Raw genomic sequence first — 20,870 nt, 5'->3', positions numbered from 1 at the left:
CTTTTATACCCCTTCTTCCAGCAGGATATCTCCTGTCGTGATCGTTTTCATACCGGCTTCCGTATCCAGTAATAGGCGGCCGTCCTCAGCCAAACCTGCAAATTTTCCCTGTTCATAAGTAGTTCGGCTGCTAACGACAAGAGGCGTCCCTACAGGATGTGCGCGATCAAGCCATGCCTGCCGCAATGCGCCAAAGCCATTTTGCCGCCAAACAGCGCACCAATCCGCCAAGCTAGAAAGGATACACTGGGCAACATCTTTTACCGGTGGCACTGCGCCATACTGGCCAAGGCAAGCTGTAAAACGGCCCGTTTGCTGTTGAGATGGCGCCTGTGTGAGATTTGCCCCAAAACCTATAACAAGGCGCGCGCTTTCCCGCTCTATCAGGATACCGCCTGCTTTCTGGCCATCCAACAACAGATCATTCGGCCATTTTATCATGAGATGCCCTGCCACAGCAGGCACGGCGTGCAGCAAACCATCATAAAACGCCAAAGAGGCGGCAAACGGCCACCCCCCTAGCATATCCTGCCCTGCCTGTTGCGCATCCAGCAAAACGGATAAAGCAAGACTTTGCCCAGCATCTACCCATTGGCGACCGCGGCTGCCTCGGCCTTGGGTTTGCCTATAGGCTAAAACCGCAAGGCCAGAATCTGCCCCTTGCCGCGCCTGTTCCAGACAGAAATCAGAGGTGGAGCCCAGTTCTGCAAAGCATTCAAGCCGCCACGGGCTAGGCTGATCTTTCATCCGCCCAAAGCAAGTGCGGCCTGATGCGCCCATGCCATCAGAGGGCCCATACCCGCAACAAACAAGGCTGTTGCCAAACCCATGCTGCCAGAAACAAACAGCAGGCTGGGGGCAGGACGATCCAGCTCTTCTGCTGGGCTATCAAAATACATCACCTTCACAATCCGTAGATAATAATACGCACCAACTATGCTGGAGAGTGCGCCAATTACAACCAGTACGTAAAGGCCAGACTGCCAAGCCGCAGCAAAAACCAGAAATTTACCAAAAAAACCAGCCAAAGGGGGCGCGCCAACCATGCTGAACATAAACAGTGCCAGAACAGCAGCCATTGCCGGATCTGTGCGCCCAAGGCCTGCCAGATCGGAAATGCTGACAACCTCACGCCCTTTCCGGCGCATTGCCGTAATGCAGGCAAACACACCTGCATTCATAACAAAATAAGCAGCCAGATAAATAAGCGTGGCCTGTATGCCTGCAAGAGATGCAGCCGCTAGCCCCATCATGGCGTATCCCATATGACCAATAGAGGAATATGCCATCAGGCGCTTGATATTACCTTGAGGAATAGCGGCAAAAGCCCCGTACACCATGGACAGCACAGAAACGGTTTCTATCAACATCTGCCAACGCGGAGCGACCGTACCAAAAGGCCCGGCCATAACGCGCAAGAACAATGCAAAAGCCGCAAACTTTGGAGCGCCTGCCATATAGGCTGTTACCGGAGTGGGTGCACCCTGATAGACATCTGGCGTCCACATATGAAACGGCACAGCAGACAGCTTGAAGCACAGCCCCGTAACAATAAAGACAATACCAACAATCAGCCCCATTGGCAGAGCGCCGGAAGCCCGAATGGCCGCCACCAACCCTGTATATTCCATAGTGCCTGCGTAACCATACACAAGCGAAATGCCATAGAGCAGCAAACCAGAAGCCAAAGACCCAAGCACAAAGTATTTCAGCCCCGCCTCTGATGAAAGCACGCTATCCCGTTCCATCGCGCACAAAATGTAAATGGACAGAGATGAGAGTTCCAACCCTACAAACAGTGTCATCAAATTGGCGGAAGATGCCATGATCATCGCGCCCAATGTTGAAAACAGCATCAGCACAGGGGTTTCAAACGGTAGGGTGATTTTATCTCGCGTGCGGTAACTGAATGTCAGCACCACAGCAGTCAACGCACCAGCAAGTATCAGCATCTTCATGAAACGGGCAAAGCCATCATTCACAAAGGTACCTGCATACCCTTCCCCTGTGGGTGAAAGCAGCACCAGAAATCCGCATACAGCAAACGCTGCAATGCTCAACATGGCGGAAGAGAAAAATCCCTCCCCTTTCCGCTGCAACACACCGGCTACCAGAATAACAATACCAGATAGCGCAAGCACAATTTCTGGCACGGCTATTGTCCAGTTAAAGCTGGTCATACTCATTGCACGACACCCCATAGCTGGGAGGAGAAAGAAAAGGGAAAAACCGTTTCACGCATCATGTTCGCGTCTCCCTCAGCCACATAGCGCCACGGTGAGCAGCACAACCAAGCCGGCCAGCACCGTAAACGCGTAAATGGCAATAGATCCGGTTTGCAGCTTTACAGCTTGGGCTGCGCTTGTACGAGCAGCCTGCACCACATCATGCGGCACAGCTTCCACCACGCCTTCTTCCCCATCTTTCCAGAGGACACGTGCGATTGCTGCATAAGGGCGCACAAAAATGGCATCATACAATTCATCAAAATACCATTTGTTCAGCAAAAACCGGTAAAGTGGCCCACAAGCCCGCGCCATATGAGTTGGCAAAGCAGGATTGAGCACATAACACAGCACAGCTAACGCAATACCAGCCAAACCTGCCAAAGATGGCAGAATAGCAATAAGGCCCGGTACGCGCTCCAGATTTTCCATAATTGTGTTGTCTGGCGCGTTGAAAATAGCCCCTTCCCAGAAGCTGAACTGATGCGCTCCAATGTAAAAGGGTGCCAACAGAATACCCGCCACAACAGCACCAAAAGCTAACAGCACCAAAGGTACGCTCATAACCGCTGGGCTTTCATGTGCCGCATCCCGCGCATGGGCATCTGCCGCCTGACCATGAAACACCAGAAAAATAAGCCGCCAGCTATAAAACGCTGTAAGAAATGCGGTGATTGTTCCCAAGCTCCACGCATACATGCTGGCAGAGGAACCAGTGGCCCACAGCGCATTTAGAATGGCATCCTTGGACCAATAACCAGCAAACGGAAACACACCAGCAAGTGCTAGGCTGCCTATCCACATCACAGTGTAGGTGAGTGGCAGCTTTTTCCATAAGCCGCCCATCTTAAACATGTTCTGTTCATCATGCATGGCATGGATAACGGAACCGGCCCCAAGAAATAGAAGCGCTTTAAAAAAGGCATGTGTTGTCAGATGAAAAACCGAAGCCTGATACGCACCCACACCTACAGCGGCAAACATATATCCAAGCTGCGAACAGGTGGAATACGCAATGGTGCGTTTGATATCAGGCTGCACCATACCCACCGTTGCGGCAAAAAAGCAGGTGGTTGCGCCAATAAGAATAATAAATGTGCGTGTTGCAGGTGCAAACTCCAACAACGGAGACATACGCGCCATAAGAAACACACCGGCCGTAACCATTGTAGCTGCATGGATAAGAGCCGATACAGGCGTTGGCCCTTCCATCGCATCTGGCAACCATGTGTGTAGGAACAGCTGAGCCGATTTACCCATAGCCCCCACAAACAGTAACAGGCAGATAACCTCCAACATACGGAAGGAAATACCAAACAGCATGTATGGTGTGTTTAAAAGCTGCGGAACCTGCGCAAAAATGGCATCATACTGCACGGTGTGGAACAGCACATAAATCAGCCCAATACCGACAAGGAAAAACAGATCCGCCACGCGGTTAACAACAAACGCCTTGATAGCTGCGGCTGTTGCAGATGGGCGATCATACCAGTACCCAATCAACAGATAACTGGCGAGCCCGACCCCTTCCCATCCGAAAAAAAGCTGGATCAGATCATTGGAAGAAACCAGCATGAGCATGGCAAAGGTAAAGAGGGAAAGATAAGAAAAAAACCTATATGTGGGCATGCTTTCATGGCTCATGTAGCCAAGGCTGTAACAATGCACCAGCAAGGAAACCGCAAGCACCATCGCCACCATGGTGACGGATAGCGCATCAAACCTGAGCGTCCATGTTGCATCAAACCCACCGGCATGAACCCATTGCGCCAGATGCAGTGTGGAATGGCCAAAACCAGCCAGCCAACCACCCCATAAAGCCCCGATGGCGCAAAGTGTTGCAATGCCCATACATACAAGGGTTACGGCTTTGGCCAGCGTATCGCCTATAAAGCGGCCACCAAGCCCGGCTACAGTAGCCCCCACAAGGGGTGTAAGAACAGCGGCGGAAAAGAGGTTAAGATCGGGCTGCATAGCCAATCATCCCTTCATCATCGTCACGTCTTCGACCTGGATAGACCCACGGTTACGGAAATACACCGTGACAATGGCCAGACCGATGGCAGCTTCTGCTGCGGCAATTGTAAGCACGAACAGAACCATAACCTGCCCGGACAAATCTCCATGTGCGGAAGAAAATGCAACAAGATTGAGATTGGCCGAAAGCAGGATGAGTTCCATGGACATCAGCAGGATGATGACATTCTTGCGGTTTAGAAAAATACCAAACACACCCAACACCAACAGTGCCGCGCTAACAAAAAGATAAGGCCCAATACCTATGGGAGCAATTGCGGATGTCATGGCCTGTTCTCCTCTGTTTCCGCCACAGCCTGATTTCCGGAACCATAAGAACCGGGAACCGCTGTTTCGTAATAGGAGCCTTTGGGCCGCAGGAAACCACCGCTTTCAAACACGTTTTCGCCAAGTGGCAGTTGTACAAGCTCCAGCGTTTCTTCAACTGTGCGTGCGTGTTGCTTATCTATATTCTGGCGACGGCCTGTGGCACGTTCACGCAGCGTAAGAACAATAGCGCCTATCATGGCAACAAGCAGCACAAGCCCACATGCTTGAAATAGAAAAACATAGTGTGTGTAAATCACAGTTCCCAAAGCTTCCGTATTGGTAAGCTGAGGGGCTGGATTAAGGGGAGCCACAATATTAGCTGGCGCCATCTTCCAGTTGCTGAAAGCCATAAGCAGTTCAGCAAACAAAACGCCCCCTACGCACACGCCTAACGGGGCATGTTTTTGAAAACCTTCGCGCAGACTGCTGAAATCTATATCCAGCATCATCACAACAAACAGGAACAGAACAGCCACTGCTCCCACATAAACAATAACCAGCAGCATAGCCAAAAACTCGGCCCCTGCCACCAGAAACAAACCCGCTGCATTAAAAAATGCAAGGATAAGAAAAAGCACGGAATGCACCGGGTTACGTGCGCTAATGACCATTACAGCCGAAAACAGCAGCACCGTTGCAAAAACGTAGAAAACAAGCTGTGCCATCATTGGCCAACCTCCTGCCATGTCATGGCCTGCATCTGCTTAGCGATACGGGGCATCTAATTCCAGACGCCGCGCAAGCAGCGCTTCCCACCTGTCTCCATTCGCTAAAAGCTTGTCTTTGTCGTACATCAGCTCTTCGCGCGTTTCGGTGGCAAATTCGTAGTTTGGGCCTTCAACAATGGCATCTACCGGGCAGGCTTCTTCGCACAGGCCGCAATAGATGCACTTTGTCATGTCAATGTCGTAGCGTGTAGTGCGACGAGATCCATCATCACGCTCTTCCGCCTCAATGGTAATGGCCTCTGCCGGGCATGTCGCTTCACAAAGTTTACAGGCAATGCAGCGTTCTTCCCCATTAGGATAACGGCGTAATGCATGCTCTCCCCTAAATCTGGGTGACAGTGGCCCTTTTTCATAAGGATAGTTTAATGTCACCTTTGGGCGGAACATCATACGGAAAGTGGATGACATGCCCCCCACCAGCTCCTTCAGTAGAAAAGAGCGCAGCGTGTTACCTAAAGCACCCATCAGTTCACACCTCCCATATGAGGCAGCAGACCTGTTGCCATAAGAAAACCTGCCGTTCCAATCATCCACAAAAGAGAAAGTGGCAGGAATACTTTCCAGCCTAGCCGCATAAGCTGATCGTACCGATACCGTGGGAACGTGGCACGCACCCAGATAAAGACGAACAGACAGAAAAGAATTTTAAAAATCAGCCATAAAGGCCCCGGCACCCATGTAAGGGGCGCAATACCCAATGGGGGCAGCCACCCCCCTAAAAACAGAATACTGACCATAGAGGACATAAGGATCATATTTGCGTATTCACCCAGAAAGAACAGACCAAACGCGAGGGATGAATATTCAACAAAAAACCCTGCCACCAACTCGCTTTCCCCTTCGGGAAGATCAAACGGTGCGCGGTTTGTTTCTGCCAATGCCGATATAAAAAAGACAATAAACATTGGAAACATTGGCAAGCAGAACCAGACATGCCGTTGCGCCAGAACAATATCGTTCAGGTTTAAGCTACCCACTGCCAGCAATACGGAAACAATTACCAAGCCAATTGAAACTTCGTATGAAACCATTTGCGCGGCAGAACGTAATCCACCAAGAAAAGCGTATTTGGAATTAGACGCCCAGCCAGCAATAAGAATGCCGTAAACACCCAATGAGGAAATAGCCAGAAGGTAGAGAATACCCACATTGATATTGGCAACAGCTAAACCATTACCTGTGGGAATAACAGCCCATGCCACCATGGCCAAAGAAAAGGTAAGAAACGGTGCAAACAGGAACAAAGCGCGGTTTGCACCTGCAGGAATAATCGTTTCCTTTACAATCATCTTGATGGCATCAGCAAAAGCCTGAAGCAGGCCAAACGGACCATTTACATTCGGCCCGCGGCGGCGCTGCATGGCGGCCATTACCTTGCGTTCCATGAGCGTAAGATACGCAACAGCAATCAATAGCGGCACCAGAACAGCCAGTGTTTCCAGCAACATCAGAATAATCTGGCCAGCAAGGGTGTGATAAAAAAACTGTCCCATTGGCCTTACTCCGCTGCTATCGCGCGAGGCACGCTATAAGCTTTTGAACATTCTGTCATAGTCGGGCTGGCACGGCTGATGGCGTTGGTCTGATAATAATCTGGGATCACAGACCTGAAAGGCGCGGACATAAAGCTTCTGTCCTCATCCTTATTCTGTTGTGCGGCTGTTGGCTGAGGTGCAGGCAGTTTTGTGATATGCCCAACATGTGCAAACACAGGGTTTACGTCTGCCATGCGTGCACGCAGTTCTTCCACCGTATTATATGGCAAAGTATGCCCGCACACTTCTGAAAAAGCTCTGATAATACGCCAATCTTCTCGCGCATCTCCCGGAGCGAACACAGCCCGAAAAGCACGTTGCACACGCCCCGCAGTATTAACGTATGTGCCAGATTTTTCCGTATAAGCTGCCCCAGGTAGAATAATATCTGCCCGTTTAGCAGCTGCATCACCATGATGCCCCTGATACACAACAAACGTTTCTGGCGAGATACGATCTACAGGAAGCTCGTCCGCCCCCATCAGCCACAGAACTTCTACTCCACCCCGCAACATGCTGGCGGTGGCACATCCATGAGGGCCGGGCACAAACCCGATATCCAATGCTCCCACACGGGATGCTGCGGTGTGCAGAACGTTAAAACCATTCCATCCATCTGCAATAACACCAGTTTTTTCTGCTAATTGTTTACAAGCAGCATAAATAGCCGGTGCATCCTGACGGGTTAAAGCACCGTGCCCAAGAATGATCATGGGGCGGGATGCTTTTTGCAAAACTTCTGCAAAAGCCTGCTCTCCTGCCACCAGCTTATCCAGAACATCTGGGCCATCAGCCAGAATATCAACCTGATAGGTGGGATCAGAAACAAACTGACCTATACTGGCGACAGGAAAGCCACCTCGCCCTGCATCCAAATACCGCTTACGAATACGAGCATTTAAAACAGGAGCTTCTCGTCGTGGTTCCACCCCCACCAGCAGCAGGGCATCTGCCTCATCTATTCCGGCAATATCGCTGTTAAACAGGTAATTTGCGCGCGCGCTCAAATCATACCATGCACCATCCTGCCGACAGTCCAAGTTTGATGAACCAATATTATTCAAAAAATCCTTAAGGGCACAAAGGCTTTCCACATCGCACAGGTCACCCGCAATGGCACCGATTTTTTCACCCGGCACGCCCTCCAGCCTGCGAGCTAGAGAAACAAATGCCTCCTGCCATGTGGCGGGATGTAACTTGCCATGCACACGCACCCAAGGCTGATCCAGCCGACGACGCTTGAGACCATCAATTGAAAAACGTCCTTTATCAGAAAGCCATTCTTCGTTTACTTCATCATTTACGCGCGGCACAATGCGCATGACTTCACCGCCTCGGGCCTGAATTTGGATATTCGTGCCCAGTGCATCCATAACATCAATGCTGTCTGTTTTTTTGTATTCCCACGAACGCGCATGAAAAGCCGATGGCTTGGCTGTAAGAGCCCCTACCGGGCAAACATCTATTAAATTTCCAGAAAGTTCAGATGTCAGCGCTTTTTGCACATATGTGGTGATTTCAGCGTTTTCACCGCGTGAGACCATACCCAGTTCAGGCGTGCCTGCTACTTCTGTACTAAAGCGGACACACCGCGTGCACTGGATGCAGCGCGTCATAACCGTTTTAACCAATGGCCCAAGGTCTTTATCTGTTACGGCCCGCTTATCTTCCTGATAGCGCGAAATACCAGATCCGTACCCATAAGCCTGATCTTGTAGATCACATTCTCCGCCCTGATCGCAAATAGGGCAATCCAGCGGATGGTTAATTAGCAGAAATTCCATAACAGCGCGGCGTGCGCGGCGCACAACCTCTGTATCTGTAAAAATCTGCATTCCTTCAGAAATAGGAAAACCGCAAGATGCAACAGGTTTAGGCGCACGCGCCACTTCTACCAGACACATCCGGCAGTTACCGGCAACAGAGAGCCGTTCATGATAACAAAAACGCGGTATTTCTTTTCCGGCTGCCTCGCAGGCCTGCAAAGCACTAAAACCTGCGGGCACATCTACCGGTGTACCGTCAACAATGACCTTCACCATTATCCTTACTCCGCCGCCACTGGCACACCGCCCGCAGGCACCTGCACCAAGCCCGTGCCGCCATGCGCAACCTTGTACTGCCGGATACGTGCTTCCATTTCTGGCCGGAAATGCCGGATTAACCCTTGAATAGGCCATGCGGCTGCATCACCCAGCGCACAAATAGTGTGGCCTTCCACCTGCTTGGTCACTTGCTCTAGCAAATCAATTTCTTCTATTTCGGCTTTGCCCTGCACCATGCGGTTCATCATACGCATCATCCATCCAGTGCCTTCTCGGCAAGGTGTGCATTGGCCGCAGCTTTCATGCTTAAAGAACTTTGAAAAACGCGCGATGGCTTCAATAATATCTGTGGATTTATCCATCACGATCATACATGCCGTGCCCAAACCAGAACGTTCTGCACGCAAACTATCGTAATCCATCAACACAGTTTCACAAATGGATTTAGGCAGCACAGGAACAGAACAACCACCGGGAATAACAGCCAGCAGGTTATCCCACCCACCACGCACGCCACCACCATGCTTTTCAATAATCTCTTTAAGTGAAACACCCAGCTCTTCTTCAAACACACAGGGCGTATTCACATGGCCAGAAATAGCCATAAGTTTTGTGCCTGCATTATTGGGTCGCCCCAAACCAGAAAACCAAGCTGCCCCACGGCGCATAATGGTAGATGTAACGGCTATGCTTTCCACATTATTCACTGTTGTCGGGCAACCATATAACCCCGCCCCTGCTGGGAATGGAGGCTTCATGCGGGGCTGACCCTTTTTACCTTCAAGGCTTTCCAGCAGAGCTGTTTCTTCTCCGCAGATATATGCGCCAGCCCCACGGTGAATACGGAAATCAAAATCCCACCCGGTACCCGCAGCATTTTTTCCGAGAAGACCTGCCTCATAAGCTTCATCTATCGCTGCCTGAAGGCGCTCAGCTTCTCTGCAAAACTCACCACGGATATAAATGTAGGAAGCATGAGCACCCATAGCGAAAGAGGCTATCATTGCGCTCTCTATCAACTTGTGTGGCTCATGCCGCATAACTTCCCGATCTTTACACGTGCCGGGTTCTGATTCATCCCCATTGATGACGAGATAATGCGGCCGACCATCAGATTTTTTGGGCATGAATGACCACTTCAACCCGGTGGGAAATCCAGCCCCTCCACGGCCACGCAAGCCAGATGCCTTCATTTCCGCAATAACTGCATCCCGTCCTTTTGCAATAATGGCTGCGGTATTATCCCAATCACCTCGTTTCCGGGCTGCTGGCAAACGCCAATCATCCTGACCATAAAGATTGGTGAAGATACGGTCTTTATCCTGAAGCATGGCCGTTTCTCCTATTTCTGATCCGGGGATGATGCAGACGTTTCCAGAAGGGTTTTTCTGCCGCCTTCCGGTGCTGAGCACATACGGTTGATAGCTGAACCGGCTTCTGGGTGACGGCCTGCACGCAAATCTGCAATTAATGCTTCTGTGCGTGGGCCATCCATATCCTCGTAGTAATCATCATCAACTTGCAGAATAGGTGCATTGGCACAGGCACCCAGGCATTCCACTTCGGTTAAAGTAAACAAACCATCATCGCTGGTTTCACCAAAATGATGAATCCCTGTTGCCTTACGGCAAGCCTCTGTTACCGCATCCGAGCCACGTAGCCAGCACGGTGTGGTTGTGCAGACCTGAAGATGGTAGCGGCCAATCGGCTTTGTATTGAACATGGTGTAAAAAGACGCCACCTCATACACGCGTATTGGTGCCATCTCTAACCTGTGGGCAATATCATCCATTGCCACAAGCGGTATCCATGCACTACCGGTTACGCGGCCCATCTGGCGCTGCGCAATATACAAAAGAGGCATAACCGCACTGGCTTTGCGTTCTTCTGGATATTTTTTAAGAACATTTACAATTTCTGCTTCAGATTCATCATCAAAAACAAAGCTGTCCGGCTGTTTTGCCGGGGCCCAGGTGGTGTTCATCGGTCAACCTCCCCGAACACAAGATCAAGCGATCCGATAATGGCCACCATGTCCGCCAACATACCGCGACGGGACAATTCATCGATGGCCTGAAGGTGAGCAAATCCTGTTGGACGAATTTTGCAGCGATACGGCCGGTTACTTCCATCGGCAACCAAATACACCCCAAATTCTCCTTTAGGACTTTCTACCGCTGTATAGGTTGCGCCGGGGGGAACGTGATACCCTTCGCTAAACAACTTGAAGTGATGAATAAGCGCTTCCATAGAACGCTTCATTGCTGCACGAGGCGGCGGGCTGAACTTGGGGTCCTGCACCTTTACGTCCCCAGGACGTATCTGGGTCAGACATTGTTCAATAATCTTGACGCTTTCTCGCATTTCCGCAACACGCACCAGATAGCGATCGTAACAATCACCCTGCCGCGCAACCGGCACATTGAATTCAACCTTGTGGTAATTATCATAGGGCTGATTACGGCGCAGATCCCACGGCACACCAGAAGCACGTAAACATGGACCACTAAAACCCCAAGCCAACGCTTGCTCTGTTGTAAAAACACCAATACCCACTGTGCGTTGTTTCCAAATACGGTTTTCAGTGAGCAGCCCCTCGAGTTCATCAATCCATTTTGGGAACTCTTTGGCCCATGCGCCTATTTTATCTTCCAACCCAGCAGGCACATCACGCGCGACACCCCCCGGACGGAAATAATTGGCATGAAACCGTGCACCAGATGCAGCCTCGTAAAACTCCAGAAGTTTTTCGCGCTCTTCATATCCCCACAAAGCCGGTGTAACAGCCCCGCAATCCAAACCCATAGCTGTAAGATTGAGAATATGATTTAGAACGCGCGTTATTTCCGCAAACATAACGCGCAGCCACTTGGCGCGTTCTGGAATATCAATACCCAGAAGTTTTTCCGTAGCCAGAGCAAAAGCCTGCTCCTCACACATCGGAGAAACGTAATCCAGCCGATCAAAATACGGCAAAGCTTTCTGATAGGTTTTGTATTCTATGAGTTTTTCTGTGCCACGATGCAAAAGGCCGATATGGGGCACGGCACGTGCCACTACCTCGCCTTCCATTTCCAAAACCAAGCGCAACACACCATGCGCAGAGGGATGCTGAGGCCCGAAGCTGAGTGCGTGAGAATCAATTTCCACAATTTTGCGTGGTTCTTCTTCCGCCACTTTTTCGGGCACAAGGCTTTCTGGAACATCTTGATGCAGCACAGTATCTGCTGCTTCAACAAAGCTATTTTTCAATTCAGTCATCAGCCGGACCTCTTCATGCCCTGTCTGACTTCATGCGCTTTTTCGTCTCCCGGCAAAGTCAGCATGCCTTCCCATGGGGAAACGAAATCAAAATCACGAAAATCCTGTGTTAAAGAAACAGGTTCTTTCACAACTTGCCTGCGTTCCACATCGTAACGGACCTGTTCATAACCCGTTAATGGGAAGTCCTTACGCAGTGGATGTCCTTCAAACCCATTATCTGTAAGGATACGCCGCATATCGGGCTGATTGGAAAAGACCACTCCAAACAGATCGTAGCATTCACGCTCCCACCATGTGGCACAGGGCCACAAATGGTGCACAGAAGGTACGGGCATAATTTCATCTGTTTGCACAATCACCCGGATACGGTGGTTATGTGTGACAGACAGCAAATTATAAGCAACATCAAACCGCCGCGGTCGTTCAGGAAAATCTACCCCGCACAAATCCATCAACTGTTCAAAGCGATAGGATGGATGATCCCTTAGCAATTCGAGAAAATGCAATAAGTGATCGCGTTCTATACGAACAACCAACTCACCTTTTTCTACTGCCGCATAGGATACGGAAGGCAAGGTTGCCATGAAGGCAAAGGCCATGGCAGACAGCCGCCCCTCAAGGCGACCTTGCCGAGGATTTACAGGAAGTTCAGCCACGAAGAATGGTCCCCGTCCGACGTATTTTTTTCTGAAGCAGCATAATGCCGTAAATCAAGGCCTCTGCCGTTGGTGGGCAGCCCGGCACATACACATCTACAGGCACGATGCGGTCACACCCCCGCACAACAGAATACGAATAGTGATAATAGCCGCCTCCATTAGCGCAGGAGCCCATGGAGATAACCCAGCGTGGTTCGGCCATCTGCTCGTACAATCGGCGCAGCACAGGGGCCATTTTGTTGGTAAGCGTGCCAGCCACAATCATAACATCCGACTGACGCGGAGACCCACGCGGGATGATGCCCATGCGGTCCAGATCATACCGCGGCATGTAAGCGTGGATCATTTCCACCGCGCAGCAAGCAAGCCCAAAGGACATAGGCCACAAACTGCCTGTTCGCCCCCAGTTTACCAACTTATCCAAATTGGCAACAACAAAGCCTTTTTCGGCCAGAACCCCTGTAATGCCCCGCACAACAGCATCTTGCTCTGGGCCGGGTGGAAGCGCCTCGCGGTTCCATAGCACCGCATCCTGCTGGTTGGCTGTCATGGCTGTATCTCCCTCACCTCAATCCCAATCCAGCGCGCCTTTGCGCCATTCGTACAAAAAGCCAATGCCCAGCACGGCCAGAAATCCAAGCATGGAAAGAAAGCCAAACAGCCCAATGCGCCCCAGCGTGATGGCCCAAGGGAACAGGAATGCAACTTCCAGATCGAAAATGATGAACAGGATGGCAACCAGATAAAAACGCACATCAAAACGGCGGCGCGCATCATCAAATGCTTCAAAACCGCATTCATAAGCTGTCAGTTTTTCGGAATACGGTTTCTGGTGGCCGCTCAGCAGCGCCATACCCAGCATGGCGGCGGCAATAATAACCGACATGCCCCCAAACACGAGAACTGGCGCGTAATCACCAAGAACAGACTGCATGGTGTGGTTCCTGCACATGTTTAAGCCGCAGTGGCTTGTGTTTCATGCAGCAACCCTAACCCCAACATCCTACATACGGATATGCACGAACGCGTTGGGTATGGGGCACTTTCTTGTGAAGGCCGAATTTTAAGGAGAAATCGAGGAGCCAGAGAATGCTCTGACAAACACCACACACAGGCAGCAATGGAACTAAGTCCATTGTGCGTGTGGGTTACCATTTGGGGAAAATGGTGGGCAATGACGGGATCGAACCGCCGACCATCTCGGTGTAAACGAGACGCTCTACCGCTGAGCTAATTGCCCGCGCCCTATGTGCCATAAACAGAAAAGGCCGACAACCCCTTTTTTTGAGATTGTCGGCCTTTTTCAGAAAAAAATTTTCTGACGGAATTAACCGCTGACGGCATCCTTTAGCGCCTTGCCCGGCTTGAAGCGGACAGAGGTGGAAGCAGGGATATCGATTTCTTCACCCGTACGTGGATTACGGCCTTTAGCAGCCTTGCGGGTTGCGGTCACAAATGTGCCAAAACCAACCAGACGCACTTCCTGCTTTGTGGACAGGGCCTTTTCGATCGCACCGAATACGGCATCGACCACTTCACCGGCTTTTGCCTTGGGCAGGTCAACAGCTTCAGCCACGGCTGAAACGAGTTCCTGCTTGTTGAGCGGCTTCTCCATCCTTACGCCTTTCTATTTCTTATATCTGTTCGGAACGGCGGGCGGCCTTTTCGTCCGCCTGTCCGCTACCTGAACGCACTATGAAGCCGTTTTTCGCCACGTCAACCAAGCAAACGCAACTTCGTACGCTCTTAGCCCTTCTATTCAGTGTGGCAACACCGGAAGAGCGGATTCTCCACCTGCTGCTGGCAGTGGATCTGGCACATCTTCCCACTCAATTGGCTGAGGCTGACGCACCAGCGCACGCGCCAGAACTTCATCCACATGAGAGACAGGAACGATTTCCAGTTTCTTCTTCACGTTTTCAGGGATTTCCGTAAGGTCCTTCTCATTTTCCTTGGGAATGAACACTGTACGAATACCCGCACGCAAAGCCGCAAGCAGCTTTTCTTTCAAGCCGCCAATAGCCAGCACACGCCCACGCAATGTGATTTCACCCGTCATGGCCACATCCCGACGAATGGGAATACCTGTCAGCACACTCACTAAGGATGTGACCATAGCCACACCGGCTGAAGGACCATCTTTGGGAGTCGCACCTTCTGGCACATGCACATGGAAGCTGCGCTTATCAAACAAGGTGGGCACAATGCCAAAGCTGGTTGCCCGACTCCGCACAAAGGAGAACGCTGCAGAAATGCTCTCCTTCATAACGTCGCCCAGCTTACCGGTTTCAACAATACCGCCCTTACCTGGCACCATAACGCTTTCAATGGTCAGGATTTCCCCGCCCACTTCGGTCCAAGCCAGGCCGGTTACAACGCCAACCATGTCTTCTGCTTCGGTTTCCCCATAGCTGAAACGACGCACACCTGCGTATTTGTCCAGATTCTTAGGAGTAACAGAAACTTTCTTAGCCTTACCGGTGACAATTTCCTTCACGGCCTTACGGGCAAGCCCCGCAAGTTCACGTTCCAGATTACGCACGCCAGCCTCACGCGTGTAATAGCGAATCAGATCCCGCACAGCGTCATCTGTAATCGACCATTCATCCGGTTTGAGGTTATGCGCCTGTGTCTGCTTGGAAATAAGGTGGCGCTTGGCAATTTCCACCTTCTCGTCTTCTGTGTAACCGGACAGACGAATGATTTCCATACGATCCAGCAGAGGCTGCGGCATGTTCAGGCTATTCGCCGTTGTAACAAACATGACATCAGACAGATCATAATCCACTTCCAGATAATGATCTGCAAATGTGCTGTTCTGCTCTGGATCCAACACTTCCAGCAGTGCAGATGCTGGGTCTCCACGCCAATCAGAACCCAGTTTGTCAATTTCATCCAGCAGGAACAGTGGATTCGAGACTTTCGCCTTCTTCATCCCCTGAATGATCTTGCCAGGCATGGAGCCAATATACGTACGCCGATGGCCACGAATTTCAGCTTCATCCCGCACGCCACCCAATGACATACGTACGTAATGCCGCCCCGTTGCCTTGGCGATAGAACGTGCCAAAGACGTTTTACCAACACCAGGAGGCCCTACCAGACACAGAATCGGGCCTTTAAGCTTCTGGGACCGGCTTTGAACAGCCAGATATTCCAGAATCCGTTCTTTAACTTTTTCTAGTCCGTAGTGATCTGCATCCAGAATTTTTTCTGCTTCTGTCAGATCATGCTTTACCTTGGTCCGCTTCTTCCACGGAATGCTCAGCAGCCAATCCAGATAATTCCGCACAACTGTAGATTCGGCAGACATCATACTCATGCCGCGCAGCTTTTTCAGCTCCGCTACAGCTTTTTCGTGTGCTTCCTTAGAGAGCTTGGTTTTGGCAATGCGTTCTTCCAGTTCGGATGTTTCATCCTTACCGTCTTCGCCTTCACCCAGTTCCTTCTGAATCGCCTTAAGCTGTTCGTTCAGATAATACTCGCGCTGCGTTTTTTCCATCTGACGCTTAACGCGGTTGCGAATCTTCTTTTCAACCTGAAGAACATCAATTTCCGCCTCAATATGCGCGAAAACCTTTTCCAGTTGCGCCATCACTGTTGGCGCTTCCAGAATTTCCTGTTTTTCCGCAATCTTGAGGTTTAGGTGGCTGGTTACGGTATCTGCCAGCTTAGCCAGATCACTGATCTGGTTCAGAGAGACCAGCACCTCGGACGCAATCTTTTTGTTGAGCTTCATATACTGCTCAAACTGAGACACGATAGAACGGCCAAGTGCTTCGGCTTCTGGTCCTTCAGCCGCCTGCTCTGGCATGTCCTCAATATCGGCCTCAAAGTGCCCTTCCACCTCATGCAAGGTTTTTACGCGTACGCGCTTCACACCTTCCACCAGCACCTTCACGGTGCCATCCGGCAGTTTTAGTAGCTGCAGAATAGTTGAAAGTGTACCCACCCGATAAATATCATCGGCGGAAGGATCATCCTGCGCAGCATCCTTCTGAGCGACCAGCAGAATATGGCGGTCATCTTTAGTGACCGTTTCCAACGCTTTTACAGATTTCTCACGCCCAACAAACAAGGGCACGATCATGTGCGGGAACACCACAATATCGCGCAGTGGCAGCACAGCCACGTGCACAGAAGCCTTAACTTCCTGCACTTCTGGCTCTGCCGTAGCTTCTACTGCTGTTGTGGTTTGATGTGTGGCTTCTGCTGCCACTTCCGGCTTGGTTTTTGTTGCAGTCCGGCGCCTGCGTTTCACTGGTTTTTCGTTATCAGCCATGATGATGACCTCCTGACAAGGACGATCCGGACACGGCACCCGCCTTGCGGCATACCCTGTTCCGTACAAGAGCCAACGCGGTGAAAGCTCTTTTGTCTATCCTTATGTCGTTATTCACAGCGTTTTACACAATGGGACAGTGACAAAAACAGCGCTGGAGCATGTGCCGCCAGCGCTGTTTTGTGAATATTCCCCAACTTAAGCAGATTGTTCTGCCGGGATTTCTTTCTTTTTCCCGTAGACATAGACCGGACTGGCCTTGCCTTCCGCGACATCCCGGTTAACCACCACTTCCTCTACATTTTCGAGGCCCGGCAGATCGAACATGGTCGACATTAGGATGCTTTCCAGAATGGAGCGTAGCCCACGAGCCCCAGTCTTTCGCACAATAGCGCGATCTGCGATGGCTTTGAGTGCATCATCCGTAAAGTCCAATTGCACATCTTCCATCTGGAACAAACGCTGATACTGCTTGACCAACGCATTCTTGGGTTCTGTCAGAATCTTGATAAGCGCAGCTTCATCCAGATCACCCAGCGTTGCGATAACTGGCAGACGCCCGATGAATTCCGGAATCAAACCAAACTTCATCAAGTCTTCCGGTTCCACGTCGTGCAGGATTTCCCCTGTCTTACGCTCATCCGGGGCACGCACATCGGCGCCAAACCCAATATTGGTTCCTTTACCGCGGGCAGAAATAATCTTGTCCAGCCCAGCAAAAGCACCACCACAGATAAACAGCATGTTGGTGGTATCTACTTGCAGGAACTCCTGCTGCGGATGCTTGCGCCCGCCCTGCGGCGGAACAGAAGCAACTGTGCCTTCCATAAGCTTCAGCAGCGCCTGCTGCACACCTTCACCACTTACATCACGGGTAATGGAAGGATTGTCTGACTTTTTGGAAATCTTGTCGATTTCATCAATATACACAATGCCACGCTGTGCACGTTCAACATTGTAGTCAGATGCCTGCAACAGCTTGAGAATAATGTTTTCAACATCTTCCCCCACATACCCTGCTTCTGTCAGGGTTGTGGCGTCTGCCATTGTAAAAGGCACATCCAGAATACGCGCCAGTGTCTGAGCAAGCAGGGTTTTACCAGAACCTGTAGGGCCAATAAGCAGGATGTTGGATTTTGCAATCTCAACATCCCCGGCTTTGGCAACCTGCGTCAGGCGCTTGTAATGGTTATGCACAGCCACAGACAAAACCTTTTTGGCTTGAGCCTGCCCGATAACATAATCATCCAGAACCTTGCAGATTTCCCGCGGTGTCGGCACACCCTCGCGCGATTTGACAAGGGATGTCTTGTTCTCTTCACGGATGATATCCATGCAGAGTTCAACACACTCATCACAAATGAACACCGTGGGGCCGGCAATCAGCTTGCGAACCTCATGTTGTGACTTTCCACAGAACGAGCAGTAAAGCGTATTCTTGGAATCACCGGACTTCGTATTCATCAGCCCACTCCCTCGATCATCCCAGGCCCCATCGCACCGAGAGCCGAGTCCCAGAACGTGTGTGCCTGCCTTACGGCAGGCGTCTTCCCTATTGTAACAGGAAGATTACTGTACGCCAGATTAAGGATGACTTTTATCCTTCTTGCCTGTTTCTGTCGCCTTATGGTGGCTGATCACCTCATCCACAATCCCGAAGGACTGAGCTTCGTGGGCGGACATGTAGGTATCACGCTCCAACTTCTGCTCAATTTCCTCCAACGTGCGACCTGTATGTTCACGGTAGATTTCATTCAGCTTCTGACGAATGATCAGAATTTCACGCGCCTGAATTTCGATATCACTTGCCTGACCCTGCGCGCCACCAGAAGGCTGATGCACCATAACACGCGCATTTGGCAGCGCGAAACGGCGCCCTTTTTCACCCCCAGCCAGCAACAAGGAGCCCATAGAAGCTGCCTGCCCGATGCACACTGTGCTTACGGGGCTGCGGATGTACTGCATGGTATCATAAATTGCCAAACCGGCAGAAACCACACCACCCGGGCTGTTGATGTAAAAAGAGATTTCCTTGTTCGGATTCACGCTTTCCAGATACAGAAGCTGCGCGGAAATCAAGGATGCAACCTGATCGTACACGGGACCAGTCAGGAAGATGATCCGCTCTTGAAGCAGGCGGGAATAGATATCAAACGCCCGCTCACCGCGAGAGGTCTGTTCGACCACCATCGGTACCAGCGCATTGCTGAAAATCTCAACGGGATCACGATCCCTCATACCACTCATTCCCGTATAAAAAACTGAATTAGCCCTTCCCGCCTTCCTGCGCAAACACAAGAAAGCTCAGGCACTCTGGTTCAAGATAGAGATAAAGTGGAAAGATGCCACCCCGGAAAAGAAAAACATGCCCAAAAAGAATGTCCCGCCAGTTCACACTGGCGGGACACGGCCTTTTTCTTATTAGATATTCGCTGGTGGAATATCTGAAAGTTCCTCTGGTGTGACCTCTTTATCCGTCACTTTAGCCAGTTCAATCAGGTAATCGACAACCTTGTTTTCAAAGATTGGCCCCCTGAGGGATTCTGCGGCCTGCGGATTCTTCTGGAAGAATTCGAACACCTGTTTTTCCTGACCTTGGTAGCGCATGGCTTCTGCCCGCACTGCCCGGCCCAATTCGTCCGGCGTAACCGTAATATTGTTCTTACGGCCAATTTCAGCCAGCAGCAGACCCAACTTTACGCGGCGTTCCGCAATTTTGCGGTAATCAGCGCGAAGGGTTTCTTCATCTTTGTTCTTGTCTTCGTCATCAAGCTGGCCAGACTTACGGTCTTCTTCAACGCGCGCCCAGATCTGGTTGAATTCTGCATCCACCATGCCTTCTGGCGCAGTGAAATCAGTTTTCTTTGCCAGTTCATCCAGCAGCTCACGTTTGATACGCAGACGAGAAAGCTGATCATATTCGCCTTCAATCTGCTTGCGAATCAGATCTTTGAGCTGATCAAGGCTTTCAAAGCCCATCTTCTTGGCCAGTTCATCATCAATCGGCGCATCAACTGGCTTCTTGATCTGCTTGGCTTTGATATCGAAGGTTGCTTCTTTGCCTGCCAGCTCGGTTGCGCCGTAATCTGCGGGGAAAGTTACCGTAATAACTTTTTCTTCACCCGGCTTCATGCCTTCGATCTGCTCAGCAAACCCAGGAATAAAGCCTTCACCGCCGATTTCAACGTTCACATCTTCAGCGGAACCGCCTTCGAAGGGAACACCGTCGCGCTTACCAACAAAATCGATAGCTACCACATCACCTTTGGCAACGGGGCGAACTTCTTCCACCACTTCAAAAGTGCGGCCGCGCTTAGCGATATCTTCCAGCACCTTGTTGATGGCTTCATCGCTTACGTTCGCCTTCAGGCGTGTCAGCGTGAGATCAGACAGGTCTGGCACAGCGATTTCTGGCAGAAGCTCTGCTTCAACTGTGAATTCCAGATCTTTTCCATCATCGGCCTGACCCGAAACCAGATCTACCTTAGGCTGACCAGCAGGACGGATACCGCGTTCGTCAAAAACGTTACGCAGAGCATCAGATACCGTCTGTTCCAGCACTTCTGCCCACACGCTTTCGCCGTAACGCTGCTTGGCCAGAGAAACAGGCACCTTACCCGGACGGAAGCCCGGCAGATTTAGGTTTGCTGCAACTTCCTTCAGCCGCGCATCACGCTTGCTGGCAATTTCCGCCGCTGGAACTGTTACGGTAAAACCACGCTTCAGCCCTTCGGAAAGGGTCTCGGTAACCTGCATCGGTCAGGCCTTCCTTTCGGTACAAAACTC

19 protein-coding genes and 1 tRNA gene are annotated in these 20,870 nt (G+C 50.9%); all 20 read right to left on the bottom strand.

Annotated elements, in window-relative coordinates:
- Window positions 1-3 precede the first annotated feature (3 nt).
- Complete coding sequence (locus FKW31_RS11230) at window positions 4-747, bottom strand: biotin--[acetyl-CoA-carboxylase] ligase (protein WP_035352657.1); 744 nt, start codon at window positions 745-747, stop codon at window positions 4-6.
- A complete protein-coding gene (nuoN, locus tag FKW31_RS11225; RefSeq protein ID WP_050793140.1) occupies window positions 744-2,186 on the bottom strand; it encodes an NADH-quinone oxidoreductase subunit NuoN in 1,443 nt (480 codons plus the stop codon). Before nuoN ends, FKW31_RS11230 begins: the two co-directional genes overlap by 4 nt.
- 72 nt (window positions 2,187-2,258) lie before the next feature.
- Complete coding sequence (gene nuoL / locus FKW31_RS11220; protein WP_150178581.1) at window positions 2,259-4,199, bottom strand: NADH-quinone oxidoreductase subunit L; 1,941 nt, start codon at window positions 4,197-4,199, stop codon at window positions 2,259-2,261.
- Window positions 4,200-4,205: 6 nt separating this feature from the next.
- Window positions 4,206-4,529, bottom strand: coding sequence for an NADH-quinone oxidoreductase subunit NuoK (nuoK, locus tag FKW31_RS11215; protein ID WP_006116568.1), 324 nt, complete (start codon window positions 4,527-4,529; stop codon window positions 4,206-4,208).
- A complete protein-coding gene (locus FKW31_RS11210; RefSeq protein ID WP_006116567.1) occupies window positions 4,526-5,257 on the bottom strand; it encodes an NADH-quinone oxidoreductase subunit J in 732 nt (243 codons plus the stop codon). Before FKW31_RS11210 ends, nuoK begins: the two co-directional genes overlap by 4 nt.
- Before the next feature lie 18 nt (window positions 5,258-5,275).
- Window positions 5,276-5,764, bottom strand: coding sequence for an NADH-quinone oxidoreductase subunit NuoI (gene nuoI / locus FKW31_RS11205; RefSeq protein WP_019088402.1), 489 nt, complete (start codon window positions 5,762-5,764; stop codon window positions 5,276-5,278).
- On the bottom strand, window positions 5,764-6,792 hold the full coding sequence (gene nuoH / locus FKW31_RS11200) for an NADH-quinone oxidoreductase subunit NuoH (RefSeq protein WP_006116565.1): 1,029 nt from the start codon (window positions 6,790-6,792) through the stop codon (window positions 5,764-5,766). Before nuoH ends, nuoI begins: the two co-directional genes overlap by 1 nt.
- Before the next feature lie 5 nt (window positions 6,793-6,797).
- Window positions 6,798-8,876, bottom strand: a complete 2,079-nt coding sequence (gene nuoG, locus FKW31_RS11195) for an NADH-quinone oxidoreductase subunit NuoG (RefSeq protein WP_150178580.1) — start codon at window positions 8,874-8,876, stop codon at window positions 6,798-6,800.
- 5 nt (window positions 8,877-8,881) lie between these two features.
- Window positions 8,882-10,210, bottom strand: coding sequence for an NADH-quinone oxidoreductase subunit NuoF (nuoF, locus tag FKW31_RS11190; protein WP_006116563.1), 1,329 nt, complete (start codon window positions 10,208-10,210; stop codon window positions 8,882-8,884).
- 11 nt (window positions 10,211-10,221) lie between these two features.
- The gene (locus FKW31_RS11185) at window positions 10,222-10,863 is read right to left on the bottom strand and encodes an NAD(P)H-dependent oxidoreductase subunit E (protein WP_150178579.1); all 642 of its coding nucleotides are present in this window, start codon (window positions 10,861-10,863) and stop codon (window positions 10,222-10,224) included.
- On the bottom strand, window positions 10,860-12,140 hold the full coding sequence (locus tag FKW31_RS11180) for an NADH-quinone oxidoreductase subunit D (RefSeq protein WP_150178578.1): 1,281 nt from the start codon (window positions 12,138-12,140) through the stop codon (window positions 10,860-10,862). Before FKW31_RS11180 ends, FKW31_RS11185 begins: the two co-directional genes overlap by 4 nt.
- Entirely contained in the window at window positions 12,140-12,799 is a 660-nt protein-coding gene (locus FKW31_RS11175; protein ID WP_150178577.1) for an NADH-quinone oxidoreductase subunit C, read from the bottom strand. Before FKW31_RS11175 ends, FKW31_RS11180 begins: the two co-directional genes overlap by 1 nt.
- Entirely contained in the window at window positions 12,792-13,352 is a 561-nt protein-coding gene (locus FKW31_RS11170; RefSeq protein ID WP_006116559.1) for an NADH-quinone oxidoreductase subunit B family protein, read from the bottom strand. Before FKW31_RS11170 ends, FKW31_RS11175 begins: the two co-directional genes overlap by 8 nt.
- An 18-nt stretch (window positions 13,353-13,370) precedes the next feature.
- Window positions 13,371-13,736: an NADH-quinone oxidoreductase subunit A gene (ndhC, locus tag FKW31_RS11165; RefSeq protein ID WP_019088394.1), complete on the bottom strand. Its 366-nt coding sequence runs from the start codon at window positions 13,734-13,736 to the stop codon at window positions 13,371-13,373.
- A gap of 231 nt (window positions 13,737-13,967) precedes the next feature.
- Window positions 13,968-14,042 (bottom strand) — tRNA-Val (locus FKW31_RS11160).
- 87 nt (window positions 14,043-14,129) lie between these two features.
- A complete protein-coding gene (locus FKW31_RS11155; protein ID WP_003624117.1) occupies window positions 14,130-14,417 on the bottom strand; it encodes an HU family DNA-binding protein in 288 nt (95 codons plus the stop codon).
- Window positions 14,418-14,561: 144 nt separating this feature from the next.
- On the bottom strand, window positions 14,562-17,084 hold the full coding sequence (gene lon, locus FKW31_RS11150) for an endopeptidase La (protein WP_150178576.1): 2,523 nt from the start codon (window positions 17,082-17,084) through the stop codon (window positions 14,562-14,564).
- Between the two features lie 198 nt (window positions 17,085-17,282).
- Window positions 17,283-18,548, bottom strand: a complete 1,266-nt coding sequence (gene clpX, locus FKW31_RS11145) for an ATP-dependent Clp protease ATP-binding subunit ClpX (protein WP_006116556.1) — start codon at window positions 18,546-18,548, stop codon at window positions 17,283-17,285.
- Between the two features lie 120 nt (window positions 18,549-18,668).
- Window positions 18,669-19,331: an ATP-dependent Clp protease proteolytic subunit gene (locus tag FKW31_RS11140; RefSeq protein ID WP_019088390.1), complete on the bottom strand. Its 663-nt coding sequence runs from the start codon at window positions 19,329-19,331 to the stop codon at window positions 18,669-18,671.
- Window positions 19,332-19,505: 174 nt separating this feature from the next.
- Window positions 19,506-20,840, bottom strand: coding sequence for a trigger factor (gene tig / locus FKW31_RS11135; protein ID WP_006116554.1), 1,335 nt, complete (start codon window positions 20,838-20,840; stop codon window positions 19,506-19,508).
- Between the last annotated feature and the right edge of the window lie 30 nt (window positions 20,841-20,870).

The sequence above is a fragment of the Acetobacter sp. DmW_136 genome, from assembly GCF_008690365.1.
Taxonomy (GTDB): domain Bacteria; phylum Pseudomonadota; class Alphaproteobacteria; order Acetobacterales; family Acetobacteraceae; genus Acetobacter; species Acetobacter oryzifermentans.
The sequence above is the reverse complement of the archived record's forward strand: the minus strand, read 5'-3'. Positions and strand labels throughout refer to the sequence as shown.

Excerpts from the sequence above, each read along its gene's own strand:
- FKW31_RS11230 (WP_035352657.1), bottom strand. The coding sequence starts at position 747 with ATGAAAGATCAGCCTAGCCCGTGGCGGCTTGAATGCTTTGCAGAACTG.
- nuoN (WP_050793140.1), bottom strand. The coding sequence starts at position 2,186 with ATGAGTATGACCAGCTTTAACTGGACAATAGCCGTGCCAGAAATTGTG.
- nuoL (WP_150178581.1), bottom strand. The coding sequence starts at position 4,199 with ATGCAGCCCGATCTTAACCTCTTTTCCGCCGCTGTTCTTACACCCCTT.
- nuoK (WP_006116568.1), bottom strand. The coding sequence starts at position 4,529 with ATGACATCCGCAATTGCTCCCATAGGTATTGGGCCTTATCTTTTTGTT.
- FKW31_RS11210 (WP_006116567.1), bottom strand. The coding sequence starts at position 5,257 with ATGGCAGGAGGTTGGCCAATGATGGCACAGCTTGTTTTCTACGTTTTT.
- nuoI (WP_019088402.1), bottom strand. The coding sequence starts at position 5,764 with ATGGGTGCTTTAGGTAACACGCTGCGCTCTTTTCTACTGAAGGAGCTG.
- nuoH (WP_006116565.1), bottom strand. The coding sequence starts at position 6,792 with ATGGGACAGTTTTTTTATCACACCCTTGCTGGCCAGATTATTCTGATG.
- nuoG (WP_150178580.1), bottom strand. The coding sequence starts at position 8,876 with ATGGTGAAGGTCATTGTTGACGGTACACCGGTAGATGTGCCCGCAGGT.
- nuoF (WP_006116563.1), bottom strand. The coding sequence starts at position 10,210 with ATGCTTCAGGATAAAGACCGTATCTTCACCAATCTTTATGGTCAGGAT.
- FKW31_RS11185 (WP_150178579.1), bottom strand. The coding sequence starts at position 10,863 with ATGAACACCACCTGGGCCCCGGCAAAACAGCCGGACAGCTTTGTTTTT.
- FKW31_RS11180 (WP_150178578.1), bottom strand. The coding sequence starts at position 12,140 with ATGACTGAATTGAAAAATAGCTTTGTTGAAGCAGCAGATACTGTGCTG.
- FKW31_RS11170 (WP_006116559.1), bottom strand. The coding sequence starts at position 13,352 with ATGACAGCCAACCAGCAGGATGCGGTGCTATGGAACCGCGAGGCGCTT.
- ndhC (WP_019088394.1), bottom strand. The coding sequence starts at position 13,736 with ATGCAGTCTGTTCTTGGTGATTACGCGCCAGTTCTCGTGTTTGGGGGC.
- FKW31_RS11155 (WP_003624117.1), bottom strand. The coding sequence starts at position 14,417 with ATGGAGAAGCCGCTCAACAAGCAGGAACTCGTTTCAGCCGTGGCTGAA.
- lon (WP_150178576.1), bottom strand. The coding sequence starts at position 17,084 with ATGGCTGATAACGAAAAACCAGTGAAACGCAGGCGCCGGACTGCAACA.
- clpX (WP_006116556.1), bottom strand. The coding sequence starts at position 18,548 with ATGAATACGAAGTCCGGTGATTCCAAGAATACGCTTTACTGCTCGTTC.
- FKW31_RS11140 (WP_019088390.1), bottom strand. The coding sequence starts at position 19,331 with ATGAGTGGTATGAGGGATCGTGATCCCGTTGAGATTTTCAGCAATGCG.
- tig (WP_006116554.1), bottom strand. The coding sequence starts at position 20,840 with ATGCAGGTTACCGAGACCCTTTCCGAAGGGCTGAAGCGTGGTTTTACC.